Source organism: Kutzneria kofuensis (assembly GCF_014203355.1).
In the GTDB taxonomy this organism is placed as follows: Bacteria; Actinomycetota; Actinomycetes; order Mycobacteriales; family Pseudonocardiaceae; genus Kutzneria; species Kutzneria kofuensis.
Genome location: NZ_JACHIR010000001.1, coordinates 2,919,219 through 2,946,152, shown reverse-complemented (window position 1 = coordinate 2,946,152; position 26,934 = coordinate 2,919,219). Strand labels below are relative to the sequence as shown.

Annotated in this window: 26 protein-coding genes and 1 other RNA gene; 16 read left to right on the top strand and 11 right to left on the bottom strand. The window is 69.9% G+C overall.

Annotated elements, in window-relative coordinates; genetic code table 11:
- Positions 1-12 precede the first annotated feature (12 nt).
- Positions 13-993, bottom strand: coding sequence for an ABC transporter permease (locus BJ998_RS13355; protein WP_184861630.1), 981 nt, complete (start codon positions 991-993; stop codon positions 13-15).
- A 269-nt stretch (positions 994-1,262) separates the two neighbouring features.
- Here BJ998_RS13355 and BJ998_RS13350 point away from each other — a divergent pair, with 269 nt between their 5' ends.
- The 8 genes from BJ998_RS13350 to ssrA all read left to right on the top strand — a co-directional run bounded on the left by BJ998_RS13350 (position 1,263) and on the right by ssrA (position 7,637).
- A complete protein-coding gene (locus tag BJ998_RS13350; protein ID WP_043730106.1) occupies positions 1,263-1,763 on the top strand; it encodes a PadR family transcriptional regulator in 501 nt (166 codons plus the stop codon).
- Positions 1,764-1,835: 72 nt separating this feature from the next.
- On the top strand, positions 1,836-2,939 hold the full coding sequence (gene prfB / locus BJ998_RS13345) for a peptide chain release factor 2 (RefSeq protein WP_184861628.1): 1,104 nt from the start codon (positions 1,836-1,838) through the stop codon (positions 2,937-2,939).
- A gap of 99 nt (positions 2,940-3,038) precedes the next feature.
- Positions 3,039-3,728 (top strand): cell division ATP-binding protein FtsE, encoded by a 690-nt coding sequence (gene ftsE, locus BJ998_RS13340; RefSeq protein WP_184861626.1) that lies wholly within the window; start codon positions 3,039-3,041, stop codon positions 3,726-3,728.
- Between the two features lie 62 nt (positions 3,729-3,790).
- Positions 3,791-4,693 (top strand): permease-like cell division protein FtsX, encoded by a 903-nt coding sequence (gene ftsX / locus BJ998_RS13335; RefSeq protein WP_184861624.1) that lies wholly within the window; start codon positions 3,791-3,793, stop codon positions 4,691-4,693.
- Positions 4,694-4,726: 33 nt separating this feature from the next.
- Entirely contained in the window at positions 4,727-5,206 is a 480-nt protein-coding gene (gene smpB / locus BJ998_RS13330; protein ID WP_184861622.1) for an SsrA-binding protein SmpB, read from the top strand.
- Positions 5,207-5,321: 115 nt separating this feature from the next.
- The gene (locus BJ998_RS13325; protein ID WP_312890091.1) at positions 5,322-6,131 is read left to right on the top strand and encodes an amidohydrolase family protein; all 810 of its coding nucleotides are present in this window, start codon (positions 5,322-5,324) and stop codon (positions 6,129-6,131) included.
- 219 nt (positions 6,132-6,350) lie between these two features.
- The gene (locus BJ998_RS13320) at positions 6,351-7,205 is read left to right on the top strand and encodes a DMT family transporter (RefSeq protein ID WP_221337995.1); all 855 of its coding nucleotides are present in this window, start codon (positions 6,351-6,353) and stop codon (positions 7,203-7,205) included.
- Between the two features lie 57 nt (positions 7,206-7,262).
- Positions 7,263-7,637: a transfer-messenger RNA gene (gene ssrA, locus BJ998_RS13315) on the top strand.
- 330 nt (positions 7,638-7,967) lie between these two features.
- Here ssrA and BJ998_RS13310 read toward each other — a convergent pair.
- Both BJ998_RS13310 and BJ998_RS13305 read right to left on the bottom strand, forming a co-directional pair.
- Positions 7,968-9,131 carry a Glu/Leu/Phe/Val dehydrogenase dimerization domain-containing protein gene (locus BJ998_RS13310; protein WP_312890090.1) on the bottom strand — a complete coding sequence of 388 codons (1,164 nt, stop codon included), beginning with the start codon at positions 9,129-9,131 and terminating at the stop codon, positions 7,968-7,970.
- 69 nt (positions 9,132-9,200) lie between these two features.
- The gene (locus BJ998_RS13305; RefSeq protein WP_184861611.1) at positions 9,201-9,809 is read right to left on the bottom strand and encodes a TetR/AcrR family transcriptional regulator; all 609 of its coding nucleotides are present in this window, start codon (positions 9,807-9,809) and stop codon (positions 9,201-9,203) included.
- 59 nt (positions 9,810-9,868) lie between these two features.
- Here BJ998_RS13305 and BJ998_RS13300 point away from each other — a divergent pair, with 59 nt between their 5' ends.
- From BJ998_RS13300 to BJ998_RS13280, 5 genes are all read left to right on the top strand, one after another.
- Positions 9,869-11,449 carry an FMN-binding glutamate synthase family protein gene (locus tag BJ998_RS13300; protein ID WP_184861609.1) on the top strand — a complete coding sequence of 527 codons (1,581 nt, stop codon included), beginning with the start codon at positions 9,869-9,871 and terminating at the stop codon, positions 11,447-11,449.
- Between the two features lie 90 nt (positions 11,450-11,539).
- A complete protein-coding gene (locus BJ998_RS13295) occupies positions 11,540-12,526 on the top strand; it encodes an efflux RND transporter periplasmic adaptor subunit (protein WP_184861599.1) in 987 nt (328 codons plus the stop codon).
- Positions 12,523-13,212, top strand: coding sequence for an ABC transporter ATP-binding protein (locus BJ998_RS13290; RefSeq protein ID WP_184861597.1), 690 nt, complete (start codon positions 12,523-12,525; stop codon positions 13,210-13,212). The genes BJ998_RS13295 and BJ998_RS13290 overlap by 4 nt, the downstream gene beginning before the upstream one ends.
- Positions 13,209-14,498: an ABC transporter permease gene (locus BJ998_RS13285; RefSeq protein WP_184861595.1), complete on the top strand. Its 1,290-nt coding sequence runs from the start codon at positions 13,209-13,211 to the stop codon at positions 14,496-14,498. The genes BJ998_RS13290 and BJ998_RS13285 overlap by 4 nt, the downstream gene beginning before the upstream one ends.
- Positions 14,499-14,510: 12 nt before the next feature.
- Entirely contained in the window at positions 14,511-14,963 is a 453-nt protein-coding gene (locus BJ998_RS13280) for a DUF309 domain-containing protein (RefSeq protein WP_184861593.1), read from the top strand.
- Between the two features lie 63 nt (positions 14,964-15,026).
- On the opposite strand, the gene BJ998_RS13275 is transcribed toward BJ998_RS13280, so the two are convergent.
- Both BJ998_RS13275 and BJ998_RS13270 read right to left on the bottom strand, forming a co-directional pair.
- Positions 15,027-15,479, bottom strand: coding sequence for a DUF3761 domain-containing protein (locus BJ998_RS13275; RefSeq protein ID WP_184861591.1), 453 nt, complete (start codon positions 15,477-15,479; stop codon positions 15,027-15,029).
- Positions 15,480-15,528: 49 nt separating this feature from the next.
- Positions 15,529-16,002, bottom strand: a complete 474-nt coding sequence (locus BJ998_RS13270) for a GbsR/MarR family transcriptional regulator (protein WP_312890089.1) — start codon at positions 16,000-16,002, stop codon at positions 15,529-15,531.
- 69 nt (positions 16,003-16,071) lie between these two features.
- On the opposite strand from BJ998_RS13270, the gene BJ998_RS13265 reads away from it, so the two are divergent.
- Positions 16,072-16,959 carry an ABC transporter ATP-binding protein gene (locus BJ998_RS13265; protein WP_184861589.1) on the top strand — a complete coding sequence of 296 codons (888 nt, stop codon included), beginning with the start codon at positions 16,072-16,074 and terminating at the stop codon, positions 16,957-16,959.
- A complete protein-coding gene (locus BJ998_RS13260; protein ID WP_184861587.1) occupies positions 16,956-18,548 on the top strand; it encodes an ABC transporter permease in 1,593 nt (530 codons plus the stop codon). Before BJ998_RS13265 ends, BJ998_RS13260 begins: the two co-directional genes overlap by 4 nt.
- Before the next feature lie 84 nt (positions 18,549-18,632).
- On the opposite strand, the gene BJ998_RS13255 is transcribed toward BJ998_RS13260, so the two are convergent.
- Positions 18,633-19,295: a response regulator gene (locus BJ998_RS13255; RefSeq protein ID WP_184861585.1), complete on the bottom strand. Its 663-nt coding sequence runs from the start codon at positions 19,293-19,295 to the stop codon at positions 18,633-18,635.
- A complete protein-coding gene (locus BJ998_RS49145) occupies positions 19,285-20,484 on the bottom strand; it encodes a sensor histidine kinase (RefSeq protein ID WP_221337994.1) in 1,200 nt (399 codons plus the stop codon). Before BJ998_RS49145 ends, BJ998_RS13255 begins: the two co-directional genes overlap by 11 nt.
- Positions 20,485-20,625: 141 nt before the next feature.
- On the opposite strand from BJ998_RS49145, the gene BJ998_RS13245 reads away from it, so the two are divergent.
- Positions 20,626-22,116, top strand: coding sequence for a glycosyltransferase family 39 protein (locus BJ998_RS13245; RefSeq protein WP_184861583.1), 1,491 nt, complete (start codon positions 20,626-20,628; stop codon positions 22,114-22,116).
- Here BJ998_RS13245 and BJ998_RS13240 read toward each other — a convergent pair.
- The 4 genes from BJ998_RS13240 to hrpB all read right to left on the bottom strand — a co-directional run bounded on the left by BJ998_RS13240 (position 22,084) and on the right by hrpB (position 26,931).
- Positions 22,084-23,052 (bottom strand): NAD(P)-dependent oxidoreductase, encoded by a 969-nt coding sequence (locus BJ998_RS13240; RefSeq protein WP_184861581.1) that lies wholly within the window; start codon positions 23,050-23,052, stop codon positions 22,084-22,086. The two genes, BJ998_RS13245 and BJ998_RS13240, sit on opposite strands and share 33 nt — an antisense overlap.
- A gap of 18 nt (positions 23,053-23,070) precedes the next feature.
- Entirely contained in the window at positions 23,071-23,901 is an 831-nt protein-coding gene (locus tag BJ998_RS13235; protein ID WP_184861579.1) for a glutamate ABC transporter substrate-binding protein, read from the bottom strand.
- A gap of 143 nt (positions 23,902-24,044) precedes the next feature.
- On the bottom strand, positions 24,045-24,545 hold the full coding sequence (locus BJ998_RS13230; protein WP_312890088.1) for a DUF2127 domain-containing protein: 501 nt from the start codon (positions 24,543-24,545) through the stop codon (positions 24,045-24,047).
- Between the two features lie 19 nt (positions 24,546-24,564).
- A complete protein-coding gene (gene hrpB, locus BJ998_RS13225; protein ID WP_184861577.1) occupies positions 24,565-26,931 on the bottom strand; it encodes an ATP-dependent helicase HrpB in 2,367 nt (788 codons plus the stop codon).
- Between the last annotated feature and the right edge of the window lie 3 nt (positions 26,932-26,934).

Here is a 26,934-nt window from a genome sequence, read left to right as displayed (position 1 = left end):
GCTTCTGGCCTCCTACACCCGGATCCGCGGGTCGAGCAGGGCGTACAGGACGTCGGAGAGCCAACCCGACAGCAGCACGCAGACGGCCACGAACAGCGTCACCGTGGCGGTGACGTTGGTGTCCTGGTCGTTGATGCCCTGCACCAGCCAGGCACCCATGCCCTGCCAGTTGAAGATGGTCTCGGTGAACACGCCGCCCACCACCAGCAGGCCGAAACCGAAGGCGAACAACGTGGCCATCGGGATCAGCGCGGTGCGCAGGCCGTGCTTGAAGAACGCGCGCCGCCGGGTCAGGCCCTTCGCCTGTGCGGTACGCAGGAAGTCGCTGCCCAGCACGTCCAGCATCGCGCTGCGCTGGTAGCGGCTGTAGTAGGCGATCTGGCCGAGGACGATGGTCACCGTCGGCACGATCAGGAAGCGCAGCCGCTCGTCGAAGGCGGCCAGCCAGCCGGCGTCGGGATCGAGGGTTCCGCTGTACTCACCGGTGAACTGCAGCCACTCGCTGCCGGTGGCGTTGTTGATCGCCTGGGCAACCTGCTTCACCAACGGGCCGAGCACGAGCACCGGGGTCGCGAGGATCACATAGGAGAAGAGTGTCGAGATGTAGTCGAAGAACTTGTACTGACGGACGGCGCTGGCCACCCCGATCAACACACCGAGGGCGATGCCGATGGTGATGCCCAGCAGGAACAGCCGAAGGCTCACACCCACGCGGCGCCACAACTCGTCGGTGATGGCGTGATCCTTGGTGGTCTCGCCGAAGTCACCGTGCAGCACGCCTTCGCCCCAGGTCAGGAAGCGCACCGGAATCGGTTGGTCCAGGTGCAGCTCGACGCGCTTGGCCTCGATCGTGGCCGCGGGTGGCGGCGGGTTGTGCTGCCTGAGCAGGCTCAACGGGTCGAACGAGATCGAGGACAGCGTGAAGGACAGGAATGTCGCCACCACGCAGAGCACGATGTAATTGATCAGTCGGCGAACCAGGAAGCCGAACATCGCCTAGCTCCTCCCAACGGCGGAACGGATCCGCGCCCGTCGGTGGAAGGATGAACGAGTGGTGGTCGGAGCGGTCACCCGGGGGATTCTGCGGCTTACGCCCTGTTCCCGCCACCCTCCACCGGCCGGATTCTTGCGCCGATTGGGTAACGAACCGCTCGCACGCTGCTCCGGACGGCGCAACGGCAAGGCCATTCGGTGATCAGCCACTGTGGACTGAACGGCAGACCATTGTGGACAGCCGCTCGTTGCCGTGGCACCGTAGTGGGGTGTCTGAACTGAACGCAACTGCCGCTGCACTGCTCGGATTGCTGCACGACGGTCCCAAGACCGGCGGGCAGCTGGTCACGGCGGCCGGTGAGCGCTTCGGCGCGTTCTTCAGCGTGACCCGCAGTCAGGTCTACCGGGAGCTGCCGGCGCTGGCCGAGCAGGGCCTGCTCAAGTTGGGCAAGCAGGGCCCGCGCTCCAGCCAGCAGTACGTGATCACCGCTGCCGGCAAGAAGGCCTTCAAGACCTGGCTGACCACCGAACCCGGTCCCGACCACCTGCGCTCGCCGCTGATCCTGCGGCTGGTGCACGCCAGCTCGCTGACGCCCAAGCAGCGTGCCGGACTGGTCGAGTCGGCCAAGGTGGTCTACGGGGCGGAGCAGGAGACCCACCGGTCGGCCGCAAAGTCCGCCGAGGACCCGTACGCCAAGGCGGTGGCCGAGTTCGCGCTGGCCCACGCCAAGGCCGTGCTCAAGCTCCTGGAGAGCATTCCGACGAGCTGATGGGGAGAGTCGACACTGCTGGACCGGACCGGCCCAGCAGTGTTACTCCCCCCTGACGTAATCTTGCTTGTTGTGAACCCGGACGTCGAAGCCGACCTCAAGGACCTGTCCGCGACCCTGGCGAGTGTCGAGGCCGTCATGGACCTCGACAAGCTGCGCGCGGACATCGAGCGGCTGGAGGCCGACGCGGCCCGTCCGGACCTGTGGGACGACGTCGAGAAGGCGCAGCAGGTCACCAGCCAGCTCTCGCACAAGCAGGGCGAACTGCGCCGCGTGTCCGGCGTCCGGCAGCGGCTGGACGACGTGGCCGTGCTCTACGAGCTGGCCGAGGACGCCGACGACGCGGACAGCGTGGCCGAGGCCGACGCCGAGCGGGCCAAGCTGCGCGAGGAGATCGCCCAGCTCGAGGTCCGCACCCTGCTCTCCGGCGAGTACGACGAGCGCCAGGCGCTGGTCACGGTGCGTTCCGAGGCCGGCGGCGTGGACGCGGCCGACTTCGCCGAGATGCTGATGCGCATGTACCTGCGCTGGGCGGAGCGGCACGGCTACCCGACCGAGGTCTACGACACCTCCTACGCGGAAGAGGCCGGCATCAAGTCGGCGACGTTCCAGGTCAAGGCCCCCTACGCCTACGGCACCCTCTCCGTCGAGCAGGGCACGCACCGGCTGGTGCGCATCTCGCCGTTCGACAACCAGGGCCGCCGGCAGACCTCCTTCGCCGGCGTCGAGGTGGTGCCGGTGGTCGAGCAGACCGACCACGTCGACATCGACGAGAAGGACCTGCGCGTGGACGTCTACCGCTCCTCCGGCCCCGGTGGCCAGGGCGTCAACACCACCGACTCGGCGGTCCGGCTGACCCACATCCCGACCGGCATCGTGGTGTCCTGCCAGAACGAGCGCTCCCAGCTGCAGAACAAGGCGTCGGCGATGGCCGTGCTGCAGGCGAAGCTGCTCGAGCGGCGCCGCCAGGAGGAGCAGGCCAAGATCAACGCCCTGAAGGGCGACGGCGGCTCCAGCTGGGGCAACCAGATGCGGTCCTACGTGCTGCACCCGTACCAGATGGTCAAGGACCTGCGGACCGAGTACGAGGTCGGCAACCCCTCGGCGGTGCTCGACGGCGACATCGACGGCTTCCTGGAGGCCGGTATCCGGTGGCGGCGCAGCTCCGGGCAGTGACCGGATGTCATGAAATCCGTGTGAGCTGACGCTGTCGAAAACTCACCCGGACGGGGCTAGATGTCGACCCGGTAACGGTCGCGGGTAAGCTCGCCGACCGTGATCCGGCTCGAACACGTCACCAAGGTCTACAAGACCTCCACCCGGCCCGCGCTCGACAACGTCAGTGTCGAGATGGGCAAGGGCGAGTTCGTGTTCCTCATCGGCCCGTCCGGCTCCGGGAAGTCGACCTTCCTGCGACTGCTGTTGCGCGAAGAGGTGCCCAGCAAGGGGCGCGTCTACGTGTCCAACTTCGACGTCGCCAAGATGGCCCGGCGCCGCGTCCCGCGGCTGCGCCAGTCCATCGGCTGCGTCTTCCAGGACTTCCGGCTGCTGCCGACCAAGACGGTCGCCGAGAACGTCGCCTTCGCCCTTGAGGTCATTGGCAAGCCCCGGCACACCATCCAGAAGGTCGTGCCCGAAGTCCTGCAGCTGGTCGGCCTCGACGGCAAGGCCGACCGGATGCCGACGGAACTGTCCGGCGGCGAGCAGCAGCGCGTGGCGATCGCCCGCGCCTTCGTCAACCGGCCGCTGGTGCTCATCGCCGACGAGCCGACCGGAAACCTGGACCCCGACACCAGCCAGGACATCATGCTGCTGCTGGAGCGGATCAACCGCACCGGCACGACGGTGCTGATGGCCACCCACGACCACTCGATCGTCGACTCCATGCGGCGCCGCGTGGTGGAGCTCGACCACGGCAGGGTCATCCGCGACGACGCCAGGGGCGTCTACGGGATCGGCCGCTAGCCCCGCAGGCGCCCGTCCCCCGCGGACGCCATGAATCCCCGAGCCAAGGAACGTCAACCCCGATGCGTGCCAGTTTCGTCTTCAGCGAAGTGATCACCGGTCTGCGCCGGAACATCACGATGACCATCGCGATGATCCTGACCACGGCGATCTCGCTCGGCCTGCTCGGCGGTGGTCTGCTCATCGTGCGCATGATCGACAAGATGCAGCTGATCTACTCCGACAAGGTGCAGGTCATGGTGAGCCTCACCGACGACATCAGCGCCAACGACAACAACTGCTCCTCGTCGATCTGCGCCAACCTGCAGCGCGACCTCCAGGGCTCGAGCAACGTCGAGGCCGTCACCTTCCAGAACCGGCAGCAGAGCTTCCAGCGCTTCCAGCAGCTGTTCCAGGCCGAGCCGGAGCTGCTGCGGCTGACCCGGCCGGAGTCGCTGCCGGCCACGCTGCAGGTCCGGCTGGCCGACCCGAGCAAGGCCGACGTGCTGGTCAAGGCGTTCACCGGCAAGCCCGGCGTGAAGACCGTCGACGACCAGGGCGTCTTCCTGCAGCGCTTCTTCGGCATCCTGGACAGCGTCCGGTACGCGGTGTTCCTGATCGCGCTGGTGCAGGCCGCCGCCGCGGTGCTGCTGATATCCAACACGATCCAGGTGTCGGCGTTCACCCGAAGGGTCGAGGTCGGCATCATGCGTCTGGTCGGCGCCACCCGCTGGTACACGCAGCTGCCGTTCCTCATCGAGGCCGTCGTCGCCGGCATCATCGGCTCCATCCTCGGCATCGTCGGCCTGGGCCTGGCCAAGGTGTTCTTCCTGGACAGCGCGCTGTCCGGGCCGATCGCCTCCGGCGTGCTGCCGCGGCTGGACCTGCTGGACGTGGTGGCCATCTCGCCGATCCTGGTCGGCGTCGCCGTGGTCATCTCGGCCATCACCGGCTACGTGACCCTCCGCCTGTACGTGCGGCTGTAGTAACCGGTTGTCGCGCGGACGTAAAATCGGATCATGCCCAAGGAACAGGGCCGCAAGGCCATCGCGACCAACCGCAAGGCGCGCCACGATTACTCCATCGTGGACACCTATGAGTGCGGTGTCGTGCTGATGGGCACCGAGGTGAAGAGCCTGCGGGCGGGGCGGGCGTCCCTTGTGGACGCCTTCGCCACCGTCGACGACGGCGAGGTCTGGCTGCGCGGGCTGCACATCACCGAGTACGAGATGGGCACGTGGACCAACCACGAGCCGCGCCGCAACCGGAAGCTGTTGCTGCACAAGAGCGAGATCCTCAAGCTCATCGGCAAGACCAAGGAGAGCGGCCTGAGCCTGGTGCCGCTGTCGATGTACTTCAAGGACGGCAAGGTCAAGGTCGAGCTCGCGCTGGCCAAGGGCAAGAAGTCCTGGGACAAGCGGCAGGCGCTGGCCAAGAAGGACGCGGAGCGCGAGGCCAGCCGCGCCATGGGGCGCTGGGCCAAGGGCCGCCGCGATTAACCGCCCCGCAGGCGACGCGGCCGGGATTGGCTCCTCGGTCGCTCCGCCGGTCGATGACACCGAGATCGCCGGGTGGGTCCGTTCACTGGGCCTGCCCGGCCTTGTCGATCTGCACGTGCATTTCCTGCCCACCCGTGTGATGGACAAGGTGTGGGCGTATTTCGACGACGCCGCCGTGCACTACGGGGTGGAGTGGCCGATCCACTACCGGCTGCCCGAGGCCGACCGGCTTTCGGCGCTGCGGTCGTTCGGCGTGACCGGATTCGCGCCGCTGGTGTATCCGCACAAGCCGGGAATGGCGTCGTGGCTGACGTCGTGGGCGATGGACTTCGGCGCCCGGACGCCGGGGGCGGTGCCGACGGCGACGCTGTACCCGGAGCCGGGGGTCGTTTCGTACCTGGGTGACGCGGTCGCCGCCGGCGCTCGGTGCGTGAAGGCGCACGTGCAGGTCGGCGGGTACGACCCGCGGGACGAGCTGCTGGAGCCGGCCTGGGGGCTGCTGGCCGAGGCCGGGGTGCCGGTGGTGATCCACTGTGGGCACGGGCCGGTGCCGGGGGAGTTCACCGGGTTGTCGCTGTTCGAGCAGGTCCTGCGGCGGCATCCGCGGCTGGTGGTCGTGCTGGCGCACGCCGGGATGCCCGAGTTCGACGAGGCGCTACGGCTGGCGGCGTCGTATGAAACCGTTTTTCTGGACACCACCATGGTCGGGACGCCGTTCGCGGAACGGATGTCCCCGGTGCCGGCGGACTGGTCGGCGCGGCTGGCCGACCTCGGTGACCGGGTGGCCCTCGGCACCGACTTCCCGAACATCCCGTACGACTACGCGACGCAGCTGCGGGCGATCGAGTCGTGGGGGCTGGGCACCGACTTCCTGCGGCGGGTCCTGCACGACACCCCGGCGCGGCTGCTCCGGCTCGGGGCGTGAAGAAGCCCCCGTCCGTAAGACCTGGGGGTGAACGGGGGCCTCCGGCGGGCCGCCGATGCGGGAGTGGACGGCCACACTGTGTTGGACAGGTTTCGCGGCCAACTCTGACGCGCAACCGTCAGATTCACTCGAATGGAGTACTCGATGTGTGATCTGTCCGGCAGGTGGGCAAGGATTCCGTAAATATCGCGGTTGCTGGATGATGTGACCGTGGGATCGATGGTGTTTGCGCTGGTGGCGGCGCTGGGGTACGGGCTGAGCGACTTTGTCGGCGGGCTCGCGTCGCGACGCACCCACGTGCTGCGGGTCGTGCTGGTCACCTACCCCGTCGGCCTTGCCGGTCTGCTGCTCGTCGCCCCGCTGGCCGGCGGCCACCTCGGCGGGTTCGACCTGGTCATCGCCATGATCGGCGGCGCCGCCAACGGCCTCGCCATCATCTGGTTCTACAGCGCGCTCGCCACCGGGCCCATGAACGTCGTGTCGCCGCTGACCGCGCTGCTCGTCGCCGGGCTGCCGCTCGTGTTCGGGCTCGTCACCGGCGAACCCCTCGGGGCCGTCGCCATCGGCGGCGCGCTGCTCGCCGTCATCGCCGTCGTGCTCGTCAGCCGCGAAGAACGCACCGCCGTCGACGAAGCCGGGCCCGTGCGATTCACCGTCCGCGTCGGCTGGCTCACCGTCGGCTCCGGCGCCGCCTTCGCCGTCTACTTCGTGCTGCTCGACCAGTTGCCCGACGACAGCGGGCTGTGGCCGCTCGTCGTGTCCCGCGGCACCGCCACCGCCCTCGTGCTGGCCGCGGCCCTGGTCGCCGGTCAATTCCGCATGCCGGAACGGTCCGCCGTCGCCCTGTCCGTCACCGCCGGGCTCCTCGACGCCGTCTGCAACACCGCGTTCCTGCTCGCCCTGCGCACCGGGCTGCTCGCCGTCGTCAGCGTGCTGACCTCGCTCTACCCAGCCGCCACCGTGCTCATGGCCCGCCTCGTCCTCGGCGAACGCACCGGCCGCGTCCAACGCCTCGGCCTCGCCCTCGCCGCGATCTCCGTCACCCTCATCGCCAGCGGCTCCGCCATCGCGTGAACCGGGATGATCCGACCACGCGGAAGCGTTATGCTTTGAGTGTCAGACCCACGACGAGGGGGTGAACGGTTTCGACTCTGGACGTTGAGTCAGGGGAAGCGTGTAGGTGCAGGCGAGAGACCACCTTCAAGCGTCGCCGCAAACCAATAAGCGCCAAGACTAACAGTCGCGCTGACTTCGCTCTCGCTGCCTGAGCAGCCTGAGTGAGTCTGTCGGCCCGGGACCGCCTCCGACCCGGTAGCCGGCATCAGCTAGGAGGCTAAACCGCAGAACCCGGTCGCGGGGGACTGCGGGACAACCACAGCGACTGGGCCCGTCACACCGTCTCGTCCGCGTGAACGGTGGGGCCGAGCAGAGACACAGCGGACTGCACACGGAGAAGCCCTGATGAGGCGACAGAGGACCCGGGTTCGATTCCCGGCACCTCCACTCGGGACGGCTCGTGCTCGCGAAGAGCGCGAGCCGTTTCTCGTTTCCGGGTTCCTTGTGGGGCTCTCGCCCCACACCCCAAGGCAGGGCGGGCTTCGCCCCCCTGCACCCCCCTTCGGGCTCGGCTTCGCCGTCGCCCACCGGGCGGGCTCGCTGCGCATCGCCCGCGCGCGGGATTCGGCCGCCTGCACGTTGCAATCGGGCTTGCTGCGCATCGCCCTTCGGTCGTGGGTGTGAGTCGGGCGTGGTGGGTGGGCATCGCTTCGCTCGCCTGCCAGGGGCAACCGCCACGAGCCCATCCAGCACGACGTCGACTCCAAGCTCCCGGTGCTCTCAGGACAGCGTGGAGATGGTGGCGAGTTGGGCCTGGGTGAACGTGAGGGCGGCCTGGCGGAGGGAGGTGGCGGTGGTGCGGGAGAGGGCGAAGACGGTGGTGAGGATGCGGCGCATCTCGGTGCGGATCTGGTGTGTGGCCTGGGGAACGGACGCCTCGATGTCGCCGAAGAGGGTCCACCACCACCAGGCGTTGGTCGCGGAGTTGGCGACGAAGTCGGGGACGACATGCACGCCCCGGGCGGTGAGGAGGGACTCGGCGGCGGGGAGGACGGGCATGTTGGCGGCTTCGACGATGAGTCGGGCGCGCACCTGGCCCTGGTTGGCGGCAGTGATGCAGTAGCTGACGGCGGCGGGGACGAGGACGTCGGCGTCGACGGAGAGCCAGGCGTCGGGAGGGAGTTGGACGTCGCCGGGGCGGAGGGCGGAGCGAGGGATCTCGCCGAAGGCGTTGCGGGAGCGGAGAAGGAGCTCCACGTCCAGGCCGGAAGGGTTGGCGATGACGCCGAGGGCGTCGGCGATGGCGACAATCCGGAGACCGGCCTGGGCGAGGTAGCGGGCGGTGGAGCCACCCATGGAACCGAAGCCCTGGATGACGACACGGGTGCCGTCGAAAGGAAGGCCGAGTTCGGCGAGGGAAGCCAGCACGGCCTCGGCAACACCGATGCCGCCGGCGAGATCGGCCAGGCCGATGCCGTCGACATCCAGGGAGAAGGCACGGCGCAGGCGGGAGACGGCGGCGGCGCGGTCGGGCAGAAGGGGGTAGACGGCCTGGATGGAACTCTCCAAGCCGATCTCGGTGACGACGTCGTCGATGAGTTTCTGTTGTAGACCAAGGTCTTCGCCGGTGGTCCAGTGGCGCTCCAGCAATGCCCGGACGCCTTGGAGGTAACGGGTGAGGATACCTCGCATATGGGGATCGTGTGGATCGCAGTCGATTCCGCCCTTGGCGCCGCCGAGCGGAACGTAGCGATTGGAAGGCCGGTAGTAGAGGGCCTCTTTGCGGGTCATGCCGGCGGCGAGCCCGCGAACCTCGTCCAGGGTGCAGCCGGCCCGCATCCGCAAGCCGCCGGAGCAGACGCCCCGAACGAGCCGGTCGATGACCAGGAAGCCCTTGCGATCGGTGACGGGATCGGTCCACGTCACTTCGAGCAGCGGAGCCACGGACACCTCCCGTACTGAACTGCGGTTCAGTATGTGAGTGCCGTGGAAGGGGTGTCAAGAAAAGGTTTGCTAAGAGCCGCTCAACTCGTCGGGATCGACGGAGAGTTCCCAGGAGACCTGGCGGATCAACCACGAGCGGAGGTCGCGTCGGGAGGTCCTGGTCTTGTGCACGACGGCCCGCACGGCCAGACCGTCCAGGAAGGACGTGAGGCGGGCGGCGGCGGCCGAGGAGTCGGCGGTGTGGAACAGGCCGGCGGCGACGCCGTCGTCGATGACGGCAGCGATGGCGACGATCCACCGCCGCTGGAGATCGGCCAGCACCTTGGCCAGGGCGCGGTCGCGGACGGCGACGGACCAGGCGTCGATCCAGATCGTCCAACCCCGGGCCGGACCGGTCGGGGAGTACCAGTCCAGGGCGGCCAGCAGACGGAAGGCGGGCGAGCCGGGGGCGCCGACGATGGAGTCCAAAGTGGACAAGTCCTGGGCCGAGGCGTGCACGAGGGCCTCGGACAGCAGGTTCTCCTTGGTGCCGAAATGGTAGATGATCAAGGCTGGGCTGACGCCGCTCGCCTCGGCCACGTCGGCGACCCGCACGGCGGCCATGCCCAGCGCGCGGATCTGGGTGAGCGTCTCCTCGAGCACCTCGGCCCGCCGCGCCGTCGCGGTCTTCCTCCGCATGGCCCGCACTATTCCATCAGCGGATGCATCCGGGCCGCCATCGGTGTTGACTTTCCCCCGTGCGGATCACTGTGGTGGCGGTGCTGTGGCTGGTGGCGTTGGCGTCGGTCACGCTGGTCGTGGCGGTCTCGCCCTGGTGGCTGAACCTGGCGGCCCCGTTGCTCGCGGTGGCGGTTCTGGGTGCATACGACCTGATCCAGCGCCGGCACTCGGTGCTGCGGAACTACCCTGTGCTCGGGCACATGCGCTTCCTGCTGGAGGCCCTGCGGCCGGAGTTGCAGCAGTACTTCATCGAACGGAACTTCGACGGCCGCCCGTACGACCGGGACGTGCGCAGCATCGTCTACCAGCGGGCCAAGGGCACGGACGCGGAGGAGCCGTTCGGCACGGAGCGGGACGTGTACTCGACCGGCCACGAGTTCCTCACCGCCTCGATGGCCCCGCTGCCGATCCCGCACCACCCGCCGAGGGTCACCATCGGCGGCCCGGACTGCACGCAGCCGTACGAGATGGCGCTGCTGAACGTCTCGGCGATGAGCTTCGGCTCGCTGTCGGCGAACGCGGTGTTGGCGCTGAACAAAGGGGCCAAACTCGGCGGATTCGCCCACGACACCGGTGAAGGCGGCCTGTCCGAGTACCACCTGCGGCACGGCGGCGACGTGGTGTGGGAGATCGGCACCGGCTACTTCGGCTGCCGCACCAAGAACGGCGGGTTCGACGAGAAGGAGTTCGCGGACAAGGCGGCGCACGACAGCGTCCGCTGCGTGTCGCTGAAGCTGTCGCAGGGCGCGAAGCCGGGTGTCGGCGGTGTGCTGCCGGGCAGCAAGGTCAACGCGGAGATCGCCTCGGTGCGGGACGTGCCGGTCGGCCAGACGGTGATCTCCCCGCCCTATCACCAGGTCTTCGACACGCCCCGGGAACTGGTCCGCTTCATCGCGCACATGCGGGAGCTGGCCGGCGGCAAGCCGGCGGGCTTCAAGCTGTGCCTCGGATCCCGCCGGCAGTTCCTGGCGGTGTGCAAGGCGATGCTGGACGAGGGAACCACCCCCGACTTCATCATCGTGGACGGCTCGGAGGGCGGCACCGGCGCGGCCCCGCTCGAATACGCCGACAACCTCGGCACGCCGCTGACCGAGGGCCTGATCACCGTGCACAACGCCCTGGTCGGCGCCGGCCTGCGGGACCGGATCAAGGTCGGCGCCAGCGGAAAGGTCGCCACCGGCAGCGACATCGTCAAGCGCCTGCTGCAGGGTGCCGACTACACCAACGCGGCGCGGGCGATGATGTTCGCGGTCGGCTGCATCCAGGCGCAGCGCTGCCACACCAACCGCTGCCCGGTCGGCGTCACCACGCAGGACCCGCGCCGTGCCCGTGCGCTGGACGTCGAGGACAAGTCGTTGCGGGTGCAACGCTTCCAGCAGTCCACGGTGCACAGCGCCGTGCAGATCATGTCCTCGATGGGACTCGCCGGCCCCGGCGACCTGCGCCCGCACATGCTGTGCCGCCGAACCGACCCGGTGACCGTCCGCACCTACGCCGAGCTGTACGAATGGCTGGCCCCGGGCCAGCTGCTGAACGAGGCCCCGCAGGGGTGGGCAGCCGACTGGGCGGCGGCCGATCCGGACCGGTTCGCGGTGTGACGAACCGGCAAATGTGAGCAACGCATCACCACCGGTAGGCGTCATCTGATTGGGTTGACCCATTTCCGATGAACCGACCATGGGGGATCAGTGCGGACAACTGTCCTCGCCTGCGTGTGTGCCGCCGCCCTGCTGACGGCCGCGTGCTCCGCCGGCGGGCCCACGCCGGAGCCGCCGGGCCTCGCCGCCCGCGACACCACGATGACCACGGTGAAGCCGGCCCGCCAGGACCTGAACAACCAGGTGAGCCTCACCGGCAAGGTGGCGCTGGACCCGGTGTTCGGGGTGGCGGCGCCGGTCGACGGCCAGGTGCGCTACCTGGACGTGAAGCCGCCGACCGCGACACCGACGACCCCGACGCCGGTGGCCAACATCTGGGCCGGCGGCAAGGCGACCCGGGTGGACGTGCCGGCCGGCGCGACGTTCAGCGGGCGGCTGGTGGACGACAAGTCGAACGTGACCGGCGGCATGCCGGTGGCCTCGGCCAAGTTCGCCGGCTACGGCATCGTGGCCGACCTCGACGGCGCGCAGGCGTACCGGATCGCGACCGCGCCGGGCACGGTGCAGGCGCAGATCAAGGACGGCCCCGGCCCGTTCCCGTGCACGGTCCTCGGCACCATCGCCGCCCTGCCGGCGGGCACGCCGGCGCCGCCGTCGCCGACGACCCAGCAGCAGCCGCCTAAGGGCCAGCCGTCGGGTGCGCCGGCCCCGGACGGCGGGCCGCCGAAGGAGTTGCCGCAGCAGCAACAGCAGCAGTCGGAGCCGACCGGCCTGCGCCTGGTCTGCACGCCGCAGGCCGGCGTGAAACTGATCAACGGGGTGACGGCGACGCTGCAGGTGGTCACCGCCACCGCGCAGAACGCGCTGACGCTGCCGGTGGAGGCCGTCGCCGGCAGCCAGGGCAACGGCAAGGTGGACGTGGTCGTCGACGGCCACCGCCAGACCAAGGACGTGACGCTGGGCCTGACCGACGGCAAGGTCATCGAGATCAGGTCCGGCCTCAACGGGGACGAGACGATCGCGGTGCCGGGCCCGAACCTGCCGTCGCCGCAACAGGCCGGTGGTCCCACCCGATGACGGCACCGCTGATCCGGCTCGCGGGCGTGACCAAAACGCTGACGGGCCAGGAAGAGCCGCGGACCGTGCTGAACGGCGTCGACCTGACGGTCTACAGTGGACAGAGCATCGCGGTGCTCGGGCGTTCCGGCTCGGGCAAGAGCACCCTGCTGTCCCTGATCGGCCTGTTCGACCGGCCGGACCGGGGACAGTACCTGTTACGGGACAACGACATCACCCGGATCTCCGAGCGCAGGGCGGCGGCGCTGCGCAGCAGCGAGTTCGGCTTCGTGTTCCAGCGCTTCTTCCTGCTCAAGCACCTCACCGCGGCGCAGAACGTGGCGATGGCGCTGGTCAACGGCCAGGGCTGGCTGCCGCGCCGCAAGCGCCGGGCCAAGGTGATGGCGGCGCTGGAGCAGGTCGGCGTCGCGCACCTGGCCAAGCACCGCCCGGCCCGGCTGTCCGGTGGCGAGCAGCAGCGGGTGGCGATCGCCCGTGCCCTGGTCCGCGACCCGAAGATCCTGCTCGCGGACGAGCCGACCGGCGCGCTCGACGCGGAGACCGGCAACCTCGTGGTCGAGGTGCTGCGGTCGGCGACGGATCGCGGCTGCGGCCTGATCCTCGTGACACACGACCGTGATCACGCCAGCAAGATGGGCAGCGTGCTGCACCTGTCCGACGGTGTCCTCGGGCAGGTGACGGCGTGATCCGACTGTCCGGCCGGCTGCGTTCGGCACTGATCATCGGAATGCAGGGCATCCGGTCCCGCAAGCTGCGCACGCTGCTGTCCATGGTGAGCCTGTTCCTCGGCGTGCTCGCGGTCGTCGCGGTGCAGGCCGGCTCGCAGATCGCGGAGCAGGCCGCGCTCGGCAACATCGAGCTCATCGAGGGCGTCGACGGCACGCAGCAGCTGTACCTGCCGCAGAACGACAAGACACCCGGGATCGTGCTGGATTCCTTACAGGGCAAGCAGCATGCGGTCGCGCTCGTCGGGGCTCGGGCGTTCATCGGCGAGCCGAACGTCACGCCGATCAACAAGGGTGGCGGTCCGATCGACGAGAACTTCAGCGGCGGCTACTACTGCTCGCCGAACATGCCGTGCGGTCCGGACGAGGGCCAGCCGCAAGGGCCGCCGGGTCAGGCGATCGAGCTCGGTCTCACCGCGATGACCGGCGACGTCCGACAGTTCCAGCCGTACCGGCTGCAATCGGGGCGGTGGCTGGACTTCACGTCGTCGCCGTCGCTCGCGCCGCGCATCGTGATCAACACGAAGGCGGCGGAAGCGTTCGAGCGCTACCGGATCCCGGCGCAGATGCGGATCACCGGCGCGCCGGTGGACGCGACGCCGCAGATCATCGGGGTTGTCGACGACGGCGGCTACGGACCGGCCGCGTACGTGCGCTACGACGAGCTGGCGAACTGGCTGCCGCCCGGGCCGAACGTGCAGCTCAACCTCCTGGCGGCGCCGACGGAGACGTCGTTGCTGCAGACGCTCAAGGCCCGGCTGGCCGCGGCCGGCGTGCCGGCGGACCAGCTCCACCTGCGGACGATCAACTCCAAGGAGCACGTCGCCGAGCAACTGGCGCTGACGCGTTGGATCTTCTTCGGCATGGCGGCGCTGGTGCTGCTGATCGGCGTGGCCGGCATCCTCAACGTCGGCCTGGCCACGGTCGGCGAACGCGTCGAGGAGTTCGCGCTGCGGCGGGCCTTGGGCACGCCCCGGTTGCTGCTGGCCGGCATCGTGCTGGCCGAGACGTTGCTGACGGGCCTGTTCACGTCCGCGTTGGCGATCGGCGCCGGCGTGGTCGGGCTGCGCATCGCGGGCACGCTGTTCGGCAACAGTTCCCGGCTGTCGTTCCTGCACGACCTCGTGTTCCCGTGGCAGGCCGGGGTCGCGGGCGTGGCGGCCGGGCTGATCGCCGGCCTGCTCGGCGGCAGCATTCCGGCGCTGCGGGCGGCGCGCATCCCGATCGCGACGGTGATGCGCGCCTGAGAGAATCGGCTCATGGCCGACAGGGATCGGGACACGGCCGGCCGGGCCCGCAACGCGCGCCCGCGCGACGGGCTCGGCCGGCCGCTCGCACACGGCGCCCCGGGCGTCGAACGCCAGCCGGAAGGCATCGTCCGCACGCCGTCGCAAACGCTTGCGGAGGCCCAGGAACTGCTCGACCGCGGGCGGCCGTTCCACGCCCACGAGGTGCTGGAGGACGCCTGGAAGTCGGCCGACGAGCCGCACCGGCAGCTCTGGCGTGGCATGGCGCAGCTGGCCGTCGGCCTCACCCACGCCGCCCGTGGCAACCGCGCCGGGGCGATGTCGTTGCTGCGCAGGGGAGCCGGCAACATCGAGCCGTACCGCGGGGAGAGACCGTACGGAATCGACGTTGCCGGCCTGGTCGGCTGGGCGAACCGGATCGCCGACGGCGGCGGGGTGGAGACGGCGCCGCCGCGGCTGAGGTGAGCTTTTAGGTGCGAGAGGCCAGCTCCTGGGGGCGGGAACTGGCCCCTCGCTTGTTCGGTGGTCTCACAGCCAGATGGCTACGCCGCCGTGTCCGGAGCAGGTGCCCTGGCGGTGCTGGCTGAAGCTGTACGTGCCGTCCTTGCACTTGGCGGTCGCGCCGGCCGGAGGTCCGGGTGCGGCGACCGGCCGATGCACGCAGACGCCGTCGACGTTGCGGTACTGATCGGCGCCGCACGCCGCCTGGGTGTGCGTTTGTGGGGGAGGCGGCGCGGCGGCATGCGTGGTTACGGACGGTGGCGGCGCGACGGTGGTCGTCGTCGGCGGGGCCACCGTCGTGGTGGTCGTCTCGGTGGTGCTGGTCGTGGTCAGTGTCGTCGCGACCGGCGTCGGCGTTACAGTCGACGTGATCGCGGATGTGCCGTCACTGGCCGGCGTGACCTGCGGATTCGGGTCGCAGCCCGACAGCAGCGCACCCCCGAGGAGGAATGCGCCGACGACGGCGAGCAGTCGTGACATCCGGTGTGGCCTCCCACTCGACTGGGTGGACCACCGCATGATCGCCGGGCTAGTTCGCGACGTTACGTGACCGCCGCCAGCGATCCAGGACGAGCGGGATCTCGACCTGGAGGTACTCGAAGAACTCGACGGACTCGCGCAGCCGGGCGCCGGCGTCGGTGTCGGGACCGACGGCGGTGACGCCCTCGGTGAGGGCGTCGGACCACAGGGCGAGCAGCCGTGAGCGGTCAGCGGCGGACTCGTACCAGCTGCTGCCGCGGACCCGGTAGTGGTCGCGTTTGGAGCCGGGTTCGCGTTCGCGGACGATCAGGTGCACCTGGGTGAGGTAGCGCACGGCGCCGGAGACGGCGGCGGGGCTGACGGACAGCAGCTCGGCCAGTTCGCCGGCGGTGAGCTGCCCGGAGTCGGACGCGAGCAGGCCGACGAAAACCCTGGCCGGCATGCGCGGGATGCCCGCTTCGGACAGCATCAGGGCGAACCGCTCGATGAACTTCGACACGGCCTCGTCGTCACGCTCGGTCACTCGCACATCCTCTCACCCAACCGAGTTCACCGTCTTCACGAATTTGTGAAATGAGTGTAGCTTGGCGGCATGACAACCGCCATTTCGGTGTCCGGCCTGCGCAAGGCCTTCGGCCGGACCCAGGCGCTCGACGGACTGGACCTGACCGTCACCACCGGCGAGGTGCACGGCTTCCTGGGCCCGAACGGCGCCGGGAAGTCCACCACCATCCGCGTCCTGCTCGGCCTGCTGCGCGCCGACGGCGGCCGCGCCGAGCTGCTCGGCGGCGACCCCTGGCGGGACGCGACCGAGCTGCACCGCCGCCTGGCCTACGTGCCGGGCGACGTCACCCTCTGGCCCACGCTGTCCGGCGGCGAGGTGATCGACCTGCTCGGCCGGCTGCGCGGCGGGCTGGACCCCAAGCGCCGCAAGGACCTGCTGGAGCGCTTCGACCTGGACCCGACCAAGAAGGGCCGGACCTACTCCAAGGGCAACCGGCAGAAGGTCGCGCTGGTCGCCGCGCTCGCGTCCGACGTGGAGCTGCTCATCCTGGACGAGCCGACCTCCGGCCTGGACCCGCTGATGGAGGAGGTGTTCCGGGACTGCATCGCCCGCGAGCGCCAGGACGGCCGGACCGTGCTGCTGTCCAGCCACGTCCTGGCCGAGGTCGAGGCGCTGTGCGACCGGGTCAGCATCATCCGCAACGGCAGGACCGTCGAGTCCGGCACGCTGGCCGAGCTCCGGCACCTGACCCGTACCTCGATCACCGCCGAGCTGGCGTCTCCACTGTCCGGAGTGGACACGATGGCCGGCGTGCACGACTATTCGGCGCAGGGCAACAGGGTCCAGTTCGAGGTGGACACCGCCGAGCTGGATGCCGTGCTGCGCAAGCTGACCGAGTTCGGGGTCCGCAGCCTGGTCAGCCAGCCGCCGACGCTGGAGCAGCTGTTCCTGCGGCACTACGAGGTGACGGCGTGAACACGTTGGTGGGCACCGGATCCCTGGTGCGGCTGGTGCTTCGTCGGGAGCGGATCCAGCTGCCGGTGTGGATCCTGGCGATCACGGGCATCATCGTGGCCACGGCGTCCGGCTTCAACCAGCTGTACCCGACCGTGCAGTCACGGGTGGAGTTCGCCGCGTCGATCGCCAACAACCCGTCGGTGCTGGCGCTCAGCGGACCGGCCCAGGGGCTGGACACGATCGGCGGCATGACCGAGTGGAAATTCGGTGCCGTGGCGTGTGTTCTGGTCGGGCTGATGGCCGTGTTCACGACCGTGCGGCACACCCGGGCCGATGAGGAGACCGGCCGGCACGAGCTGCTCGGCTCCGGTGTCGTCGGCCGGCACGCCAAGTTGACCGCCACGCTGGTCGTCGTGTTCGGCGCCGGCCTGGTGTACGCGCTGCTGATCGGCCTCGGCCTGATGGGGCAGGGATTGCCGGCCGCCGGGTCGTTCGCGATGGGCCTCGGCATCGGCGGCTGCGTGTGGTTCTTCTCGGCCGTGGCGGCGGTTGCCGCCCAGGTGAGCTCGAGTTCCCGCGCTGCCAACGGAAGCGGTGCGGTGGTCATCGGTGCGGCGTACCTGCTGCGCGCGGCCGGCGACTCGTCGGCCGAGGACGGGCCGCGCTGGCTGTCATGGGTGAGCCCGATCGGCTGGTCGCAGCAGATGCGCCCGTACGCCGACGAGCGCTGGTGGGTGTTGGCGCTGTACGTGGCGATTTCCGTTGTGTTGCTCGGCGTCGGCTACGCCCTGGTCGGCCGGCGCGACATCGGCGCGGGCATGCTGCCCGAGCGCGCCGGCCGCGCCGGGGGCGCGTTCGGCACGTTCGGTCTGGCCTGGCGGCTGCAGCGTGGAATCCTCATCGGCTGGGCCGTCGGTGTCGCCGTGATGGGCGGAGCGCTCGGCGGCATCTCCCAGAGCCTGAAGGGGATTCTCGACAGCAGCCCACAGGTTGCCCAGGCGCTGCACCACATCGGCGGCCAGCAGTCCCTTGTGGACTCTTTCCTGGCCGCCATCCTCGACGTGATCGGCCTGGCCGTTTCCGTGTACGCCATCCAGGCCGCGCTGCGGCCGCGGGCCGAGGAGACGGCCTTCCGGGCGGAGCCCGTGCTGGCCGGCTCCGTCGGGCGACTCCGTTGGGCCGCAAGCCATCTGGCCTTCGCCCTGCTCGGCAGCGCCTTCCTGCTGGCCGTCGCCGGCACCGCCACCGGGCTGGCCGAGGGGCTCTCCGACGGCGACGTCGGCACGCAGCTGCCGCGCCTGCTCGGCGCCGCGATGGTTCAGGTGCCGGCAGTGTGGGTGCTGGCCGGCAGCGCCGCCGCCCTGTTCGGGCTGCTGCCGCGGCTGACCTCCCTGGCCTGGGCCGCGCTCGTCGTGTTCCTGCTGCTCGGCCAGCTCGGCTCGCTGTTCCAGCTCAGCCAGTGGGCGCTGGACATCTCCCCGTTCACGCACCTGCCCAAGCTGCCCGGCGGCACCTTCACCGCGACGCCGCTGGTCTGGCTGACCGCCGTCACGGTCGTGCTGACGGCGGCCGGCCTGGTCGGGTTCAGGCGGCGGGACGTGGGATAAGGGCGGCGGTGATGGCGTAGATCAGCCGGTCGCTGGACGACCCGGAGCCGCTCGAGCCGCTCCTGTCCGTGATGCTGGACGGACTCAGCGGGTGACCAGGCCGGCGTCGTACGCGAGCAGGCCGATCTGGGTGCGGTTGGCGCAGTCCAGCTTGACCAGCATGCGGGACACGTAGCCCTTCACGGTGGCCTCGGAGAGGTGCAGCCGGGTGGCGATCTGCGCGTTGGACAGGCCCTCGCCGAGACAGGTCAGCACCTCGATCTCCCGCTCGGTGAGGTCGGCGACCAGCGACGCGGCGCGATCCCGGGCGGCCTGCTCGGTGGCGGAGGCGGCGACGAGCCGCCGGGTGGCGGCGGGGGAGAGCACGGTGTGCCCGTCGGCGGCGACCCGGACCAGGCTGATCAGGTCCTCTGGGGGCGTGGACTTGAGCAGGAAACCGGCGGCGCCGGCTCGCAGCGCGCGGATCACGTACTGGTCGGCGTCGAAGGTGGTGAGCGCGACGACGGTCGGCGGCGAGGGCAGGCCGGCGATGCGTTCGATGGCGGTGAGGCCGTCGACGCCGGGCATCCGCAGGTCCATGAGCACGACGCGCGGCCGGTGGCGGACAACGGCTTCCACCGCGGCGGCGCCGTCGTGGGCGGCGTCGACGACGGTGATGTCGGGCGCGGAGCCGAGGATGGTGCGCAGGTGCGCGCACACCATCGGCTCGTCGTCCACGACCAGGACCTTGATCTCGTCAGTCGCCATGACTCTCCGCCGTCGGTACGAACGCGGGCAGTATCGCATCGACCTCGAACCCGCCGTCGGGTCTCGCGGTGGCGGTGAAGCGGCCGCTGACCAGCTCGACCCGCTGCTTGAGGCCGAGCAGCCCGGTGCCGGAGCCGCTGCCGCCGAGCTCGTCGTCGACGGTCTCGCGCGGCGGGCTGTTGCGCACGGTGAGCCGCACCCGGTCGGCGCCGTAGCGGAGGTGCACCCGGGTCTTCGCGCCCGGCGCGTGCTTGCGGACGTTGGTCAGCGCCTCCTGCACCACCCGGTACGCGGTGCGGCCGACCACCGGCGCGGTCAGCAGCGGATTGCCGTCCACGATCAGCTCCACGGACATGCCGACGCCCTGCGATTCCGTGACGAGCTCGGCGAGATCGGGCAGGTGGACGGCGTCGGTCTGCTCCTCCTCGTCGTCGCCGGACTGCGTCCGCAGCACGCCGACCAGGTCCCGCAGCTCGGCGAGCGCCTGGCAGCCGGCCTCCCGCAGCTCCTCGGCGGCGGCCTGGGTTGCCTCGTCGGTGGCGGTGATCCGCAGCGCGCCGGCCTGCAGCACCATCAGGCTCACGCGGTGCGTGACGACGTCGTGCATCTCGCCGGCCAGCCGCACCCGCTCGTCGGCGCGGGCCTGCTCGGCCAGCAGCTCCTGCTCCCGTTCGGCCCGTTCGGCCCGGTCGGTCAGGGCCTGGATCAGCGACGCGCGGTTGGCGATGTACAGCCCGAACAGCGCCGGGAACACCGTGAACAACATGCCGCTGGTGATCATCGTGAACGTCGGCGTCCACGCGCGGACGGAGATCGCGATCAAGACCGCCGAACAGATCCACATCGGCCACGACCGGGGAATCCGCTTGAACGCGACGCCGACCGCGAACGGCGTGGCCAGCGGCACGAACTGCGTGTCCTCATGCACGTCGCCGAGGAACAGTTGCGGGTCGGTGTACGCCGACACCGTCATGGCGATCGCGCAGGCCGCGCACAACGCCAGGATGACGAGCGGGGCCTTGCGGTGCCACAGCAGGGCCACCGCCGGCACCAGCTGAATGAGCGTCTGCGTCCATTCCGAGAACGTGGCCGGCGGCCCGTAGCCGATCCAGATCGCGATCATCACGCCGAGCACGCCGGCGAACGGCGCCAGCAGGAAGAAGGCGTCGCGCCACCGCGGTCGGGTCACCTCCCGACCATACCCAGCCGGACAATCCGCCTTTGGTAGCCCGGGCACCTACGAAAGTCGCATGCACCGCGCACTTTCCGGGCTGTCGGTCGGGGCGTCCGTCCGAGTTGGATGGTGGCCGACGGAACGGGGGATTCACGGATGTACGGGGGAACTACCACCATCGACCGGCCGGCCGAGGCGGTCGCCTTCGCCACCCGGCCGATCGCGATCATCGCGGGCCTGCTGGGCATCGCCCTGCTGGCCACCAGTTGGCGCTACGGCTATTTCGGCGACGAGCTGTACTTCGTCGCCGCCGGCCACCATCTCGACTTCGGCTATGCGGACCAGCCGCCACTGGTGCCGTTCCTGGCGCTGGTCGCGGACACGGTCGCACCGGATTCGCTGGTGGCGCTGCGCATTCCGGCAATGCTCGTCACCGTGGCCGGCGTCTTCGTCGCGGCGTTGACCGCCCGGGAGCTCGGCGGCAGCCGGCGGGCGCAGATCGCCACCGCGGCCACCTACGCCGTCGCGCCCTTCCTGGCCGGCGGAGGGCATCTGCTCGCCACGTCCACAGTGGACCCATTCTTGTGGACTGTGATCACCTGGCTGCTCGTGCGCTGGGTTCGCCTCCGTGACGACAAGTTGCTGCTGTGGGCCGGCATTGTCACCGCGGTCACGCTGCAGGTGAAGTGGCTGATCGTCTTCTTCTGGCTGATCACCGGGGTGGCCGTGTCGTTCACCGGGCCACGGGACCTGTTGCGCAGCAGGATGTTGTGGCTCGGGGCCGTGATCGCTGTGCTGACTTCCGTGCCGCAACTGCTGTGGCAGGCCCGCAACGGCTGGCCGCAGCTGCAGATGGGCAGCGTGATCGCCGCCGACGAACAAGCGTCGATCGGCGGCGCCGGCGGCTTCCTGTTGGTCCTCGCCCTGTACTCGGGAGTTGTCGGCGTCCCGCTCGCACTGTTCGGCCTGTGGCGCACGCTTCGGTTGCCGCGGTTCAGGTTCCTCGGCGTCACCGCGATCGGCCTGATCGTCGTGTTCATCGCGACTGGCGGCCGGCCGTACTACGCCGGCGGCATCCTGCCGGTGCTGTGGGCGTTCGGCGCGGTCGGCCTCGACGGCCGGCGACGGTGGCTGCCCTGGGTGGCGTGGCCGGCGTTTGCCGTGTCTGTCGCACTGGTGGTGTTCTCGTTGCCGGTGCGGCCGGTGGAGTCGTTGCGGGACTCCGACGAATACTCCGACTTCATCGACTTCGAGAGCGTCGGCTGGCCGGAGATGGCCGACGAGGTCGCCGTCGCGTACCGAGCGCTGCCCGACGACGTTCGCGAGCACACGGCGATCGTCGGCGACACCTACTGGTCGGCCAGCGCGATGGCGCACTACGGCCCGGAACGCGGCCTGCCCGCGCCGTACAGCCCCAACCGCGGCTACTGGTACTTCGGAGTGCCGCCGGAGAGCGCGACGAACGTGCTCTACATCGGCGACGGCCACATCGAGCAGATCCGGCCGCACTTCGGCAACGTCACCCGAGTGGCCACAGTGGACAACAAGCTCGGGATCCAGAACGGCTACCAGGGCGCGCCGATCTACCTGGCCACCAATCGGGACGCGTCATGGTCAACCCTGTGGCCGGCGCTGCGCAACCTGTGACGGCTCGTTCACCGTCCACTGTAGAGGCTGACCGGCCGCGTACCGCTTCAGGTTGTCGGTGAAGGCGATGACCGAGCGCTGCATCATCTGCTCGGTCACGCCGGCGACGTGCGGCGTGGCGATCACCTTGGGGTGGTTGACCAACGGGCTGCCGGGGTCGGCCGGCTCGACGACGTGCACGTCGAGTCCAGCGCCGCCGATGTGGCCGGATTCCAGCGCCGCCAGCAGGGCCGCCTCGTCGACCAGGCCGCCACGCGCCACGTTGACGAACAGCGCGCCCGGCTTCATCGCGGCGAAGGCGTTGGCGTCGAAGAAGTTCCGGTTGTGTTCACCGAACATCAAGCTGCTGATCACCACGTCCGCCCGGCCCAGCACCTCGGGCAGCCGGTCGACGCCGACCACCCGCTCGATCTCCGGCGGCCCGCCCAGCTCCGGCCGTGCCCGCACGGCCACCAGCCGCATTCCGAAGCCGGACAACCGCTTCGCCACCGCCAAGCCGATCGAGCCGAGCCCGACGATCACCGCCGTGCCGTCGAACAGCGCCCGTCCCACGGGCTGGGCCCAGACCCGGTTCCGCAGCGCCTGGCGCGCCTCGTCGAGCCGCCGACCGAGTGCGAGCGTGAGCAGAACGGCCAGCTCGGCGACGCTGTCCGCGTTGCCGGTGACGTCGCCGGGCAGTCGGGACACCCACACCCCGGCGGCGGTCGCCGCGTCCACGTCGACCTTCTCCAAGCCCACGCCGAACTGCTGCACCAGGCCGAACCGGCCGGCTTTCAGCAGGTCCGAGTCCACGGTGGCGGCGATGGGACACACCACGTCCGCGTCCACGGCGAGCTCGGGAAACCGCTCCGGTGTGGTGCGTTCGATGTCCCAGCCCGGCAGCAGCTCGTTGAACGGGTCCAGGGGGTATTCGTCGAAGCCGATCAGCAGTCGCATGTGACGTACGCTACGTCGTCAGCGCTCCGTGATGGCAGGCGGCGACGGCATCTGGTAGCCGGAACTGCCCACATTGGCCTGCAGCGCCGACCGCCAGGCCCCGGTGGAGATCATCTTCTGCAGTGCGGCGTCCACCTTCTCCCGGCCGCCGGCGTCGCCCTTGCGCAGGCCGATGCCGTACGAGTCCTTGGTGAACGGCTTGCCGACAACCCTGAGCAGCTCCGGGTTCTGCGCCGCGTAGCCGGCGAGGATCACGTCGTCGGTGGTGACCGCGTCGACGAGATTGGCGAGCAGCGCGGTGACGCAGTCGGAGTAGCGGCTGTACTCCACCAGGGTGGTGTTCTGCGCGAACTTGTCCTTCACCTGCTGCGCCGACGTGGAGCCCGCCACCGAGCAGAGCTTCTTGCCGTTCAGTGACTGCGGGCCGGTGATCGTGGTGTCGCTCAGGCGTACCAACAGGTCCTGGCCGACGGTGAAGTACGGCCCGGCGAAGTCGACGAGCTTCTTGCGCTTGTCGTTGATGGTGTAGGCGGCCACGACCATGTCGACCTTGCCGGTGGTGAGCAACTTCTCACGGTCGGCCGGCTCGGCTTCCTTCCAGGTGATGTTGTTCGCGTCGACGCCCAACTCGCCTGCGATGTACTTCGCCACGTCCACGTCGAAGCCCTGGAACTGGCCGTTCAGCGTCTTCTCGCCGATGCCCGGCTGGTCGAACCGGATGCCGATGGTGAGCTTGCCCTGGCCCGCGGCCGCGGTCAGCGTGTCGGCGGGTCCGCTCGTCCCGCATGCGGCGAGCAGAGCCAGTGCGGCGAGTGCGGCGGTCGCTCGTAGTGATCCCCGCAAGCGCATGGTGAGGTCCCCTTAAGGTCGAGGCGGCCTGCACTGCCTAACAAATCCGGGGCCGTCAAGTCCAATCGGGCAGACCCGGACTTCGTCACACTCCACTACGCGCCAGGTTGCTTGACAGTTCGTGTTGATCTCGTATTTCACATTCACATGTGAGCATCCGTCGCAGACGCGGCCCGCTCCCGACGCAGTTGAACGTATTCGCGGATGACCAAGATGATGATCACTACGTCGATCGCGGCGAAGATCGGCAACGCGATGGAATGGGTGTGCACGGCCCGGACGATCTCGTAGACGACAAAGGCCGCCAACACGACCGCGGCGACCGGGTACAGCGGCAGCACCTTGCGCAATAGCGCCGCGACCAGGCCCAGCTTGATGACGGCGTGCAGCAGCAGGTAGCCGATCGCGAACGCGCGGCTGCTGCCGTCGGCGAAGTCGTGCGCGGCGGTCTGCAGATGCGTGGACAGCGTGCCGCCCGGGTCGCCCAGCAGGTCGCGCGTGACGACCTCGTTGGCCAGGCCGGTGATCAACGTGGGCGGGATGAAGATCAGCACGATGCCGAGCACGAGCTGGCCCAGCCCGTCCAGCCCCTTGATGCCGATGGCGACCTTGAACAGCTTGTCAGTGGTGGTCGAGTTCGTCACGGTGACCAGGATGCCCTGGTCACCGTGGTTTGGTGCGGCGAGTGGGCACAGCCGTCACGGGATCGTCCGGCCACGGGTGCTTCGGGTAGCGACCGCGCAGCTCGGAGCGCACCTGCGGATAGCCCTGGCGCCAGAACGAGGCCAGGTCGCCGGTGACTGCCACCGGGCGGCCGGCGGGGGAGAGCAGGTGCAGCACCACCGGCACGCGGCCGTCGGCGATGCGGGGCGTGTCGGTCCAGCCGAACGTCTCCTGCACCTTGACCGGCAGCACCGGGCCGTCCGCGGTGTAGTCGACGCGGATCCGGGAGCCGGAGGGCACCTCGATGCGGTCCGGGGCCAGCTCGTCCAGGCGGGTGGCGGCCGGCCAGGGCAGCATCGTCTGCAGGATGTGCTGGGCGCTGATCTTGGCGAGGTCGGCCCGTTTTCTGGCGGTGGCCAGGTCCACATTCCGGATGATGGCGTCATCCGAGACATCGGGCCAGGGATCACCCAAGTGGACGCGCAGGAATTCCATCCTTTGGCGTTGCCTGGATGCGTCCTGGGTCCAGTGCAGCAGGGTTACGCCTTCCCTGCGGAGACCTTCGGTGAGGGCGTTGCGCAACTGGTCGGGGTCTGGGGATTTGATCGGACGCTCGGCGAGCACGATCGCGCCCAGACGGCGGACGCGGCGGGCCACGACGTCCCCGTTGGCCCACGTCACCTCGTCGGCCTCGGACAGCAGCGCCGGGGCGGCACGTTCGGCCAGCTCCTGGTCGGCGCGGGCGGCGAGGCGGACCTTGCCGTGGGCGCGGCCGGGTTCACGGTCGGCAACGGCGACCGCCAGCCACTCGCTGTCGGTCGGGCCGTCCGTCTCGACCGCGGTGCCGCCGGCCATCAGGTAGCTGCGCGAGCCCGGTTGACGCCGTTTCGCCAGCCGTTCCGGGTGCGCCAGGGCGACGACCAGCGCCGGGTCGTCACGGGTCGCCGCCGAGCCCTCCACCAGCGCGGACAGCCTCTGGACCTCCCTCTTCCAGCTGCTCGGCCGATCGCGCCGAAGTGCGCTCATCGCGCTTTCCACGTCTCTGGAGGCCGTCAGGGAATCATCGTCGAGCAGCGCGACGACCTCGGCCGTCGGTTTCGCACCCAGCTCGCGGGCGCCGTCGAGGAGGGCGCGACCGAGGCGGGGATGCAGGCCCAACTCGGCGATGCGGCGGCCGCGGTCGGTGACACCGCTGTCGTCGAGGGCGCCCAGGGCCTTCAGCGTCTGCTGGCCGGCGGCGAGGGCGCCCGCCGGCGGCGCGTCCCACCAAGTGAGGTTGCTGCCGTCCGGCGTGCCCCAGCAGGCCAGCTCCAGCGCGAGGCGGGTCAGCTCGGCGGTGCGGATCTCCGGCTCCGGGTAGCGGGGCAGCGTCGCCTGCTCGTGCTCCGGCCAGCACCGGTAGACCCGGCCCGGGGCCTCGCGTCCCGCGCGGCCGGCGCGTTGGTCGGCCACGGCGGCGGAGACGCGCGTGGTGACGAGGCCGGAGAGGCCACGGCGGTGATCGGCTCGGGGCGAGCGCGCCAGGCCGGCGTCGACCACCGCGCGGACGCCCGGCACCGTCAGACTCGACTCCGCGACCGCTGTCGCCAACACGATTCGTCGTCGTGGGCCGGGCTTGAGCGCCTCGTCCTGGGCCTTGGCGGCGAGCCTGCCGTGCAGTGGGAGCACGTTGAGGCCGTTGAGTTGTTGGGTGACGCGGCGGATCTCGCCCACACCCGGCAGGAAGACGAGGATGTCACCGTCCGTTTCGGACAGTGCCTTGTGGACGGTTCTCGCGACGTGCTGCTCCAGGCGTTCGTTGCGGGCCGGCGGTACATACGTCGTCTCGACCGGGAAGGTCCGTGCGTGCGCCTCGATGACCGGGGTGTCGGTGCCCAGGATCTGCGCCAGGCGCTGGGCCGCGACCGTCGCCGAGGTCGCCAGCACCTTGAGGTCCGGTCGCAGGCCCTCGCGGGCGTCGAGCAGCAGCGCCAGCAGGAGATCGGCGTCGAGATGGCGTTCGTGGCATTCGTCGAGCAGCACCACGTCGACGCCGGTCAGCTCCGGGTCGTGCTGCAGGCGGCGTAGCAACAGACCAGAGGTGACGACCTCGATCCGGGTCTGCTTCGAGGTTCGGCGGTCGCCGCGGACCGCGTAGCCGACCGTGCCGCCGACCTGTTCGCCCAGCAACTCCGACATCCGGGCCGCCGCGGCCCTGGCCGCCAGCCGGCGCGGCTCCGCCACGAGAACACGCCCTGGTAGCGCCAGCGGCACCAAAGTCGTCTTTCCGGTGCCCGGCGGCGCCACCAGCACCGTCGTGCCGTGCTTGGCGAGGGCGTCGTTCAGCTCGTCGAGTACCGCGCGGACCGGCAGATCGGGGAGTCGCACCCC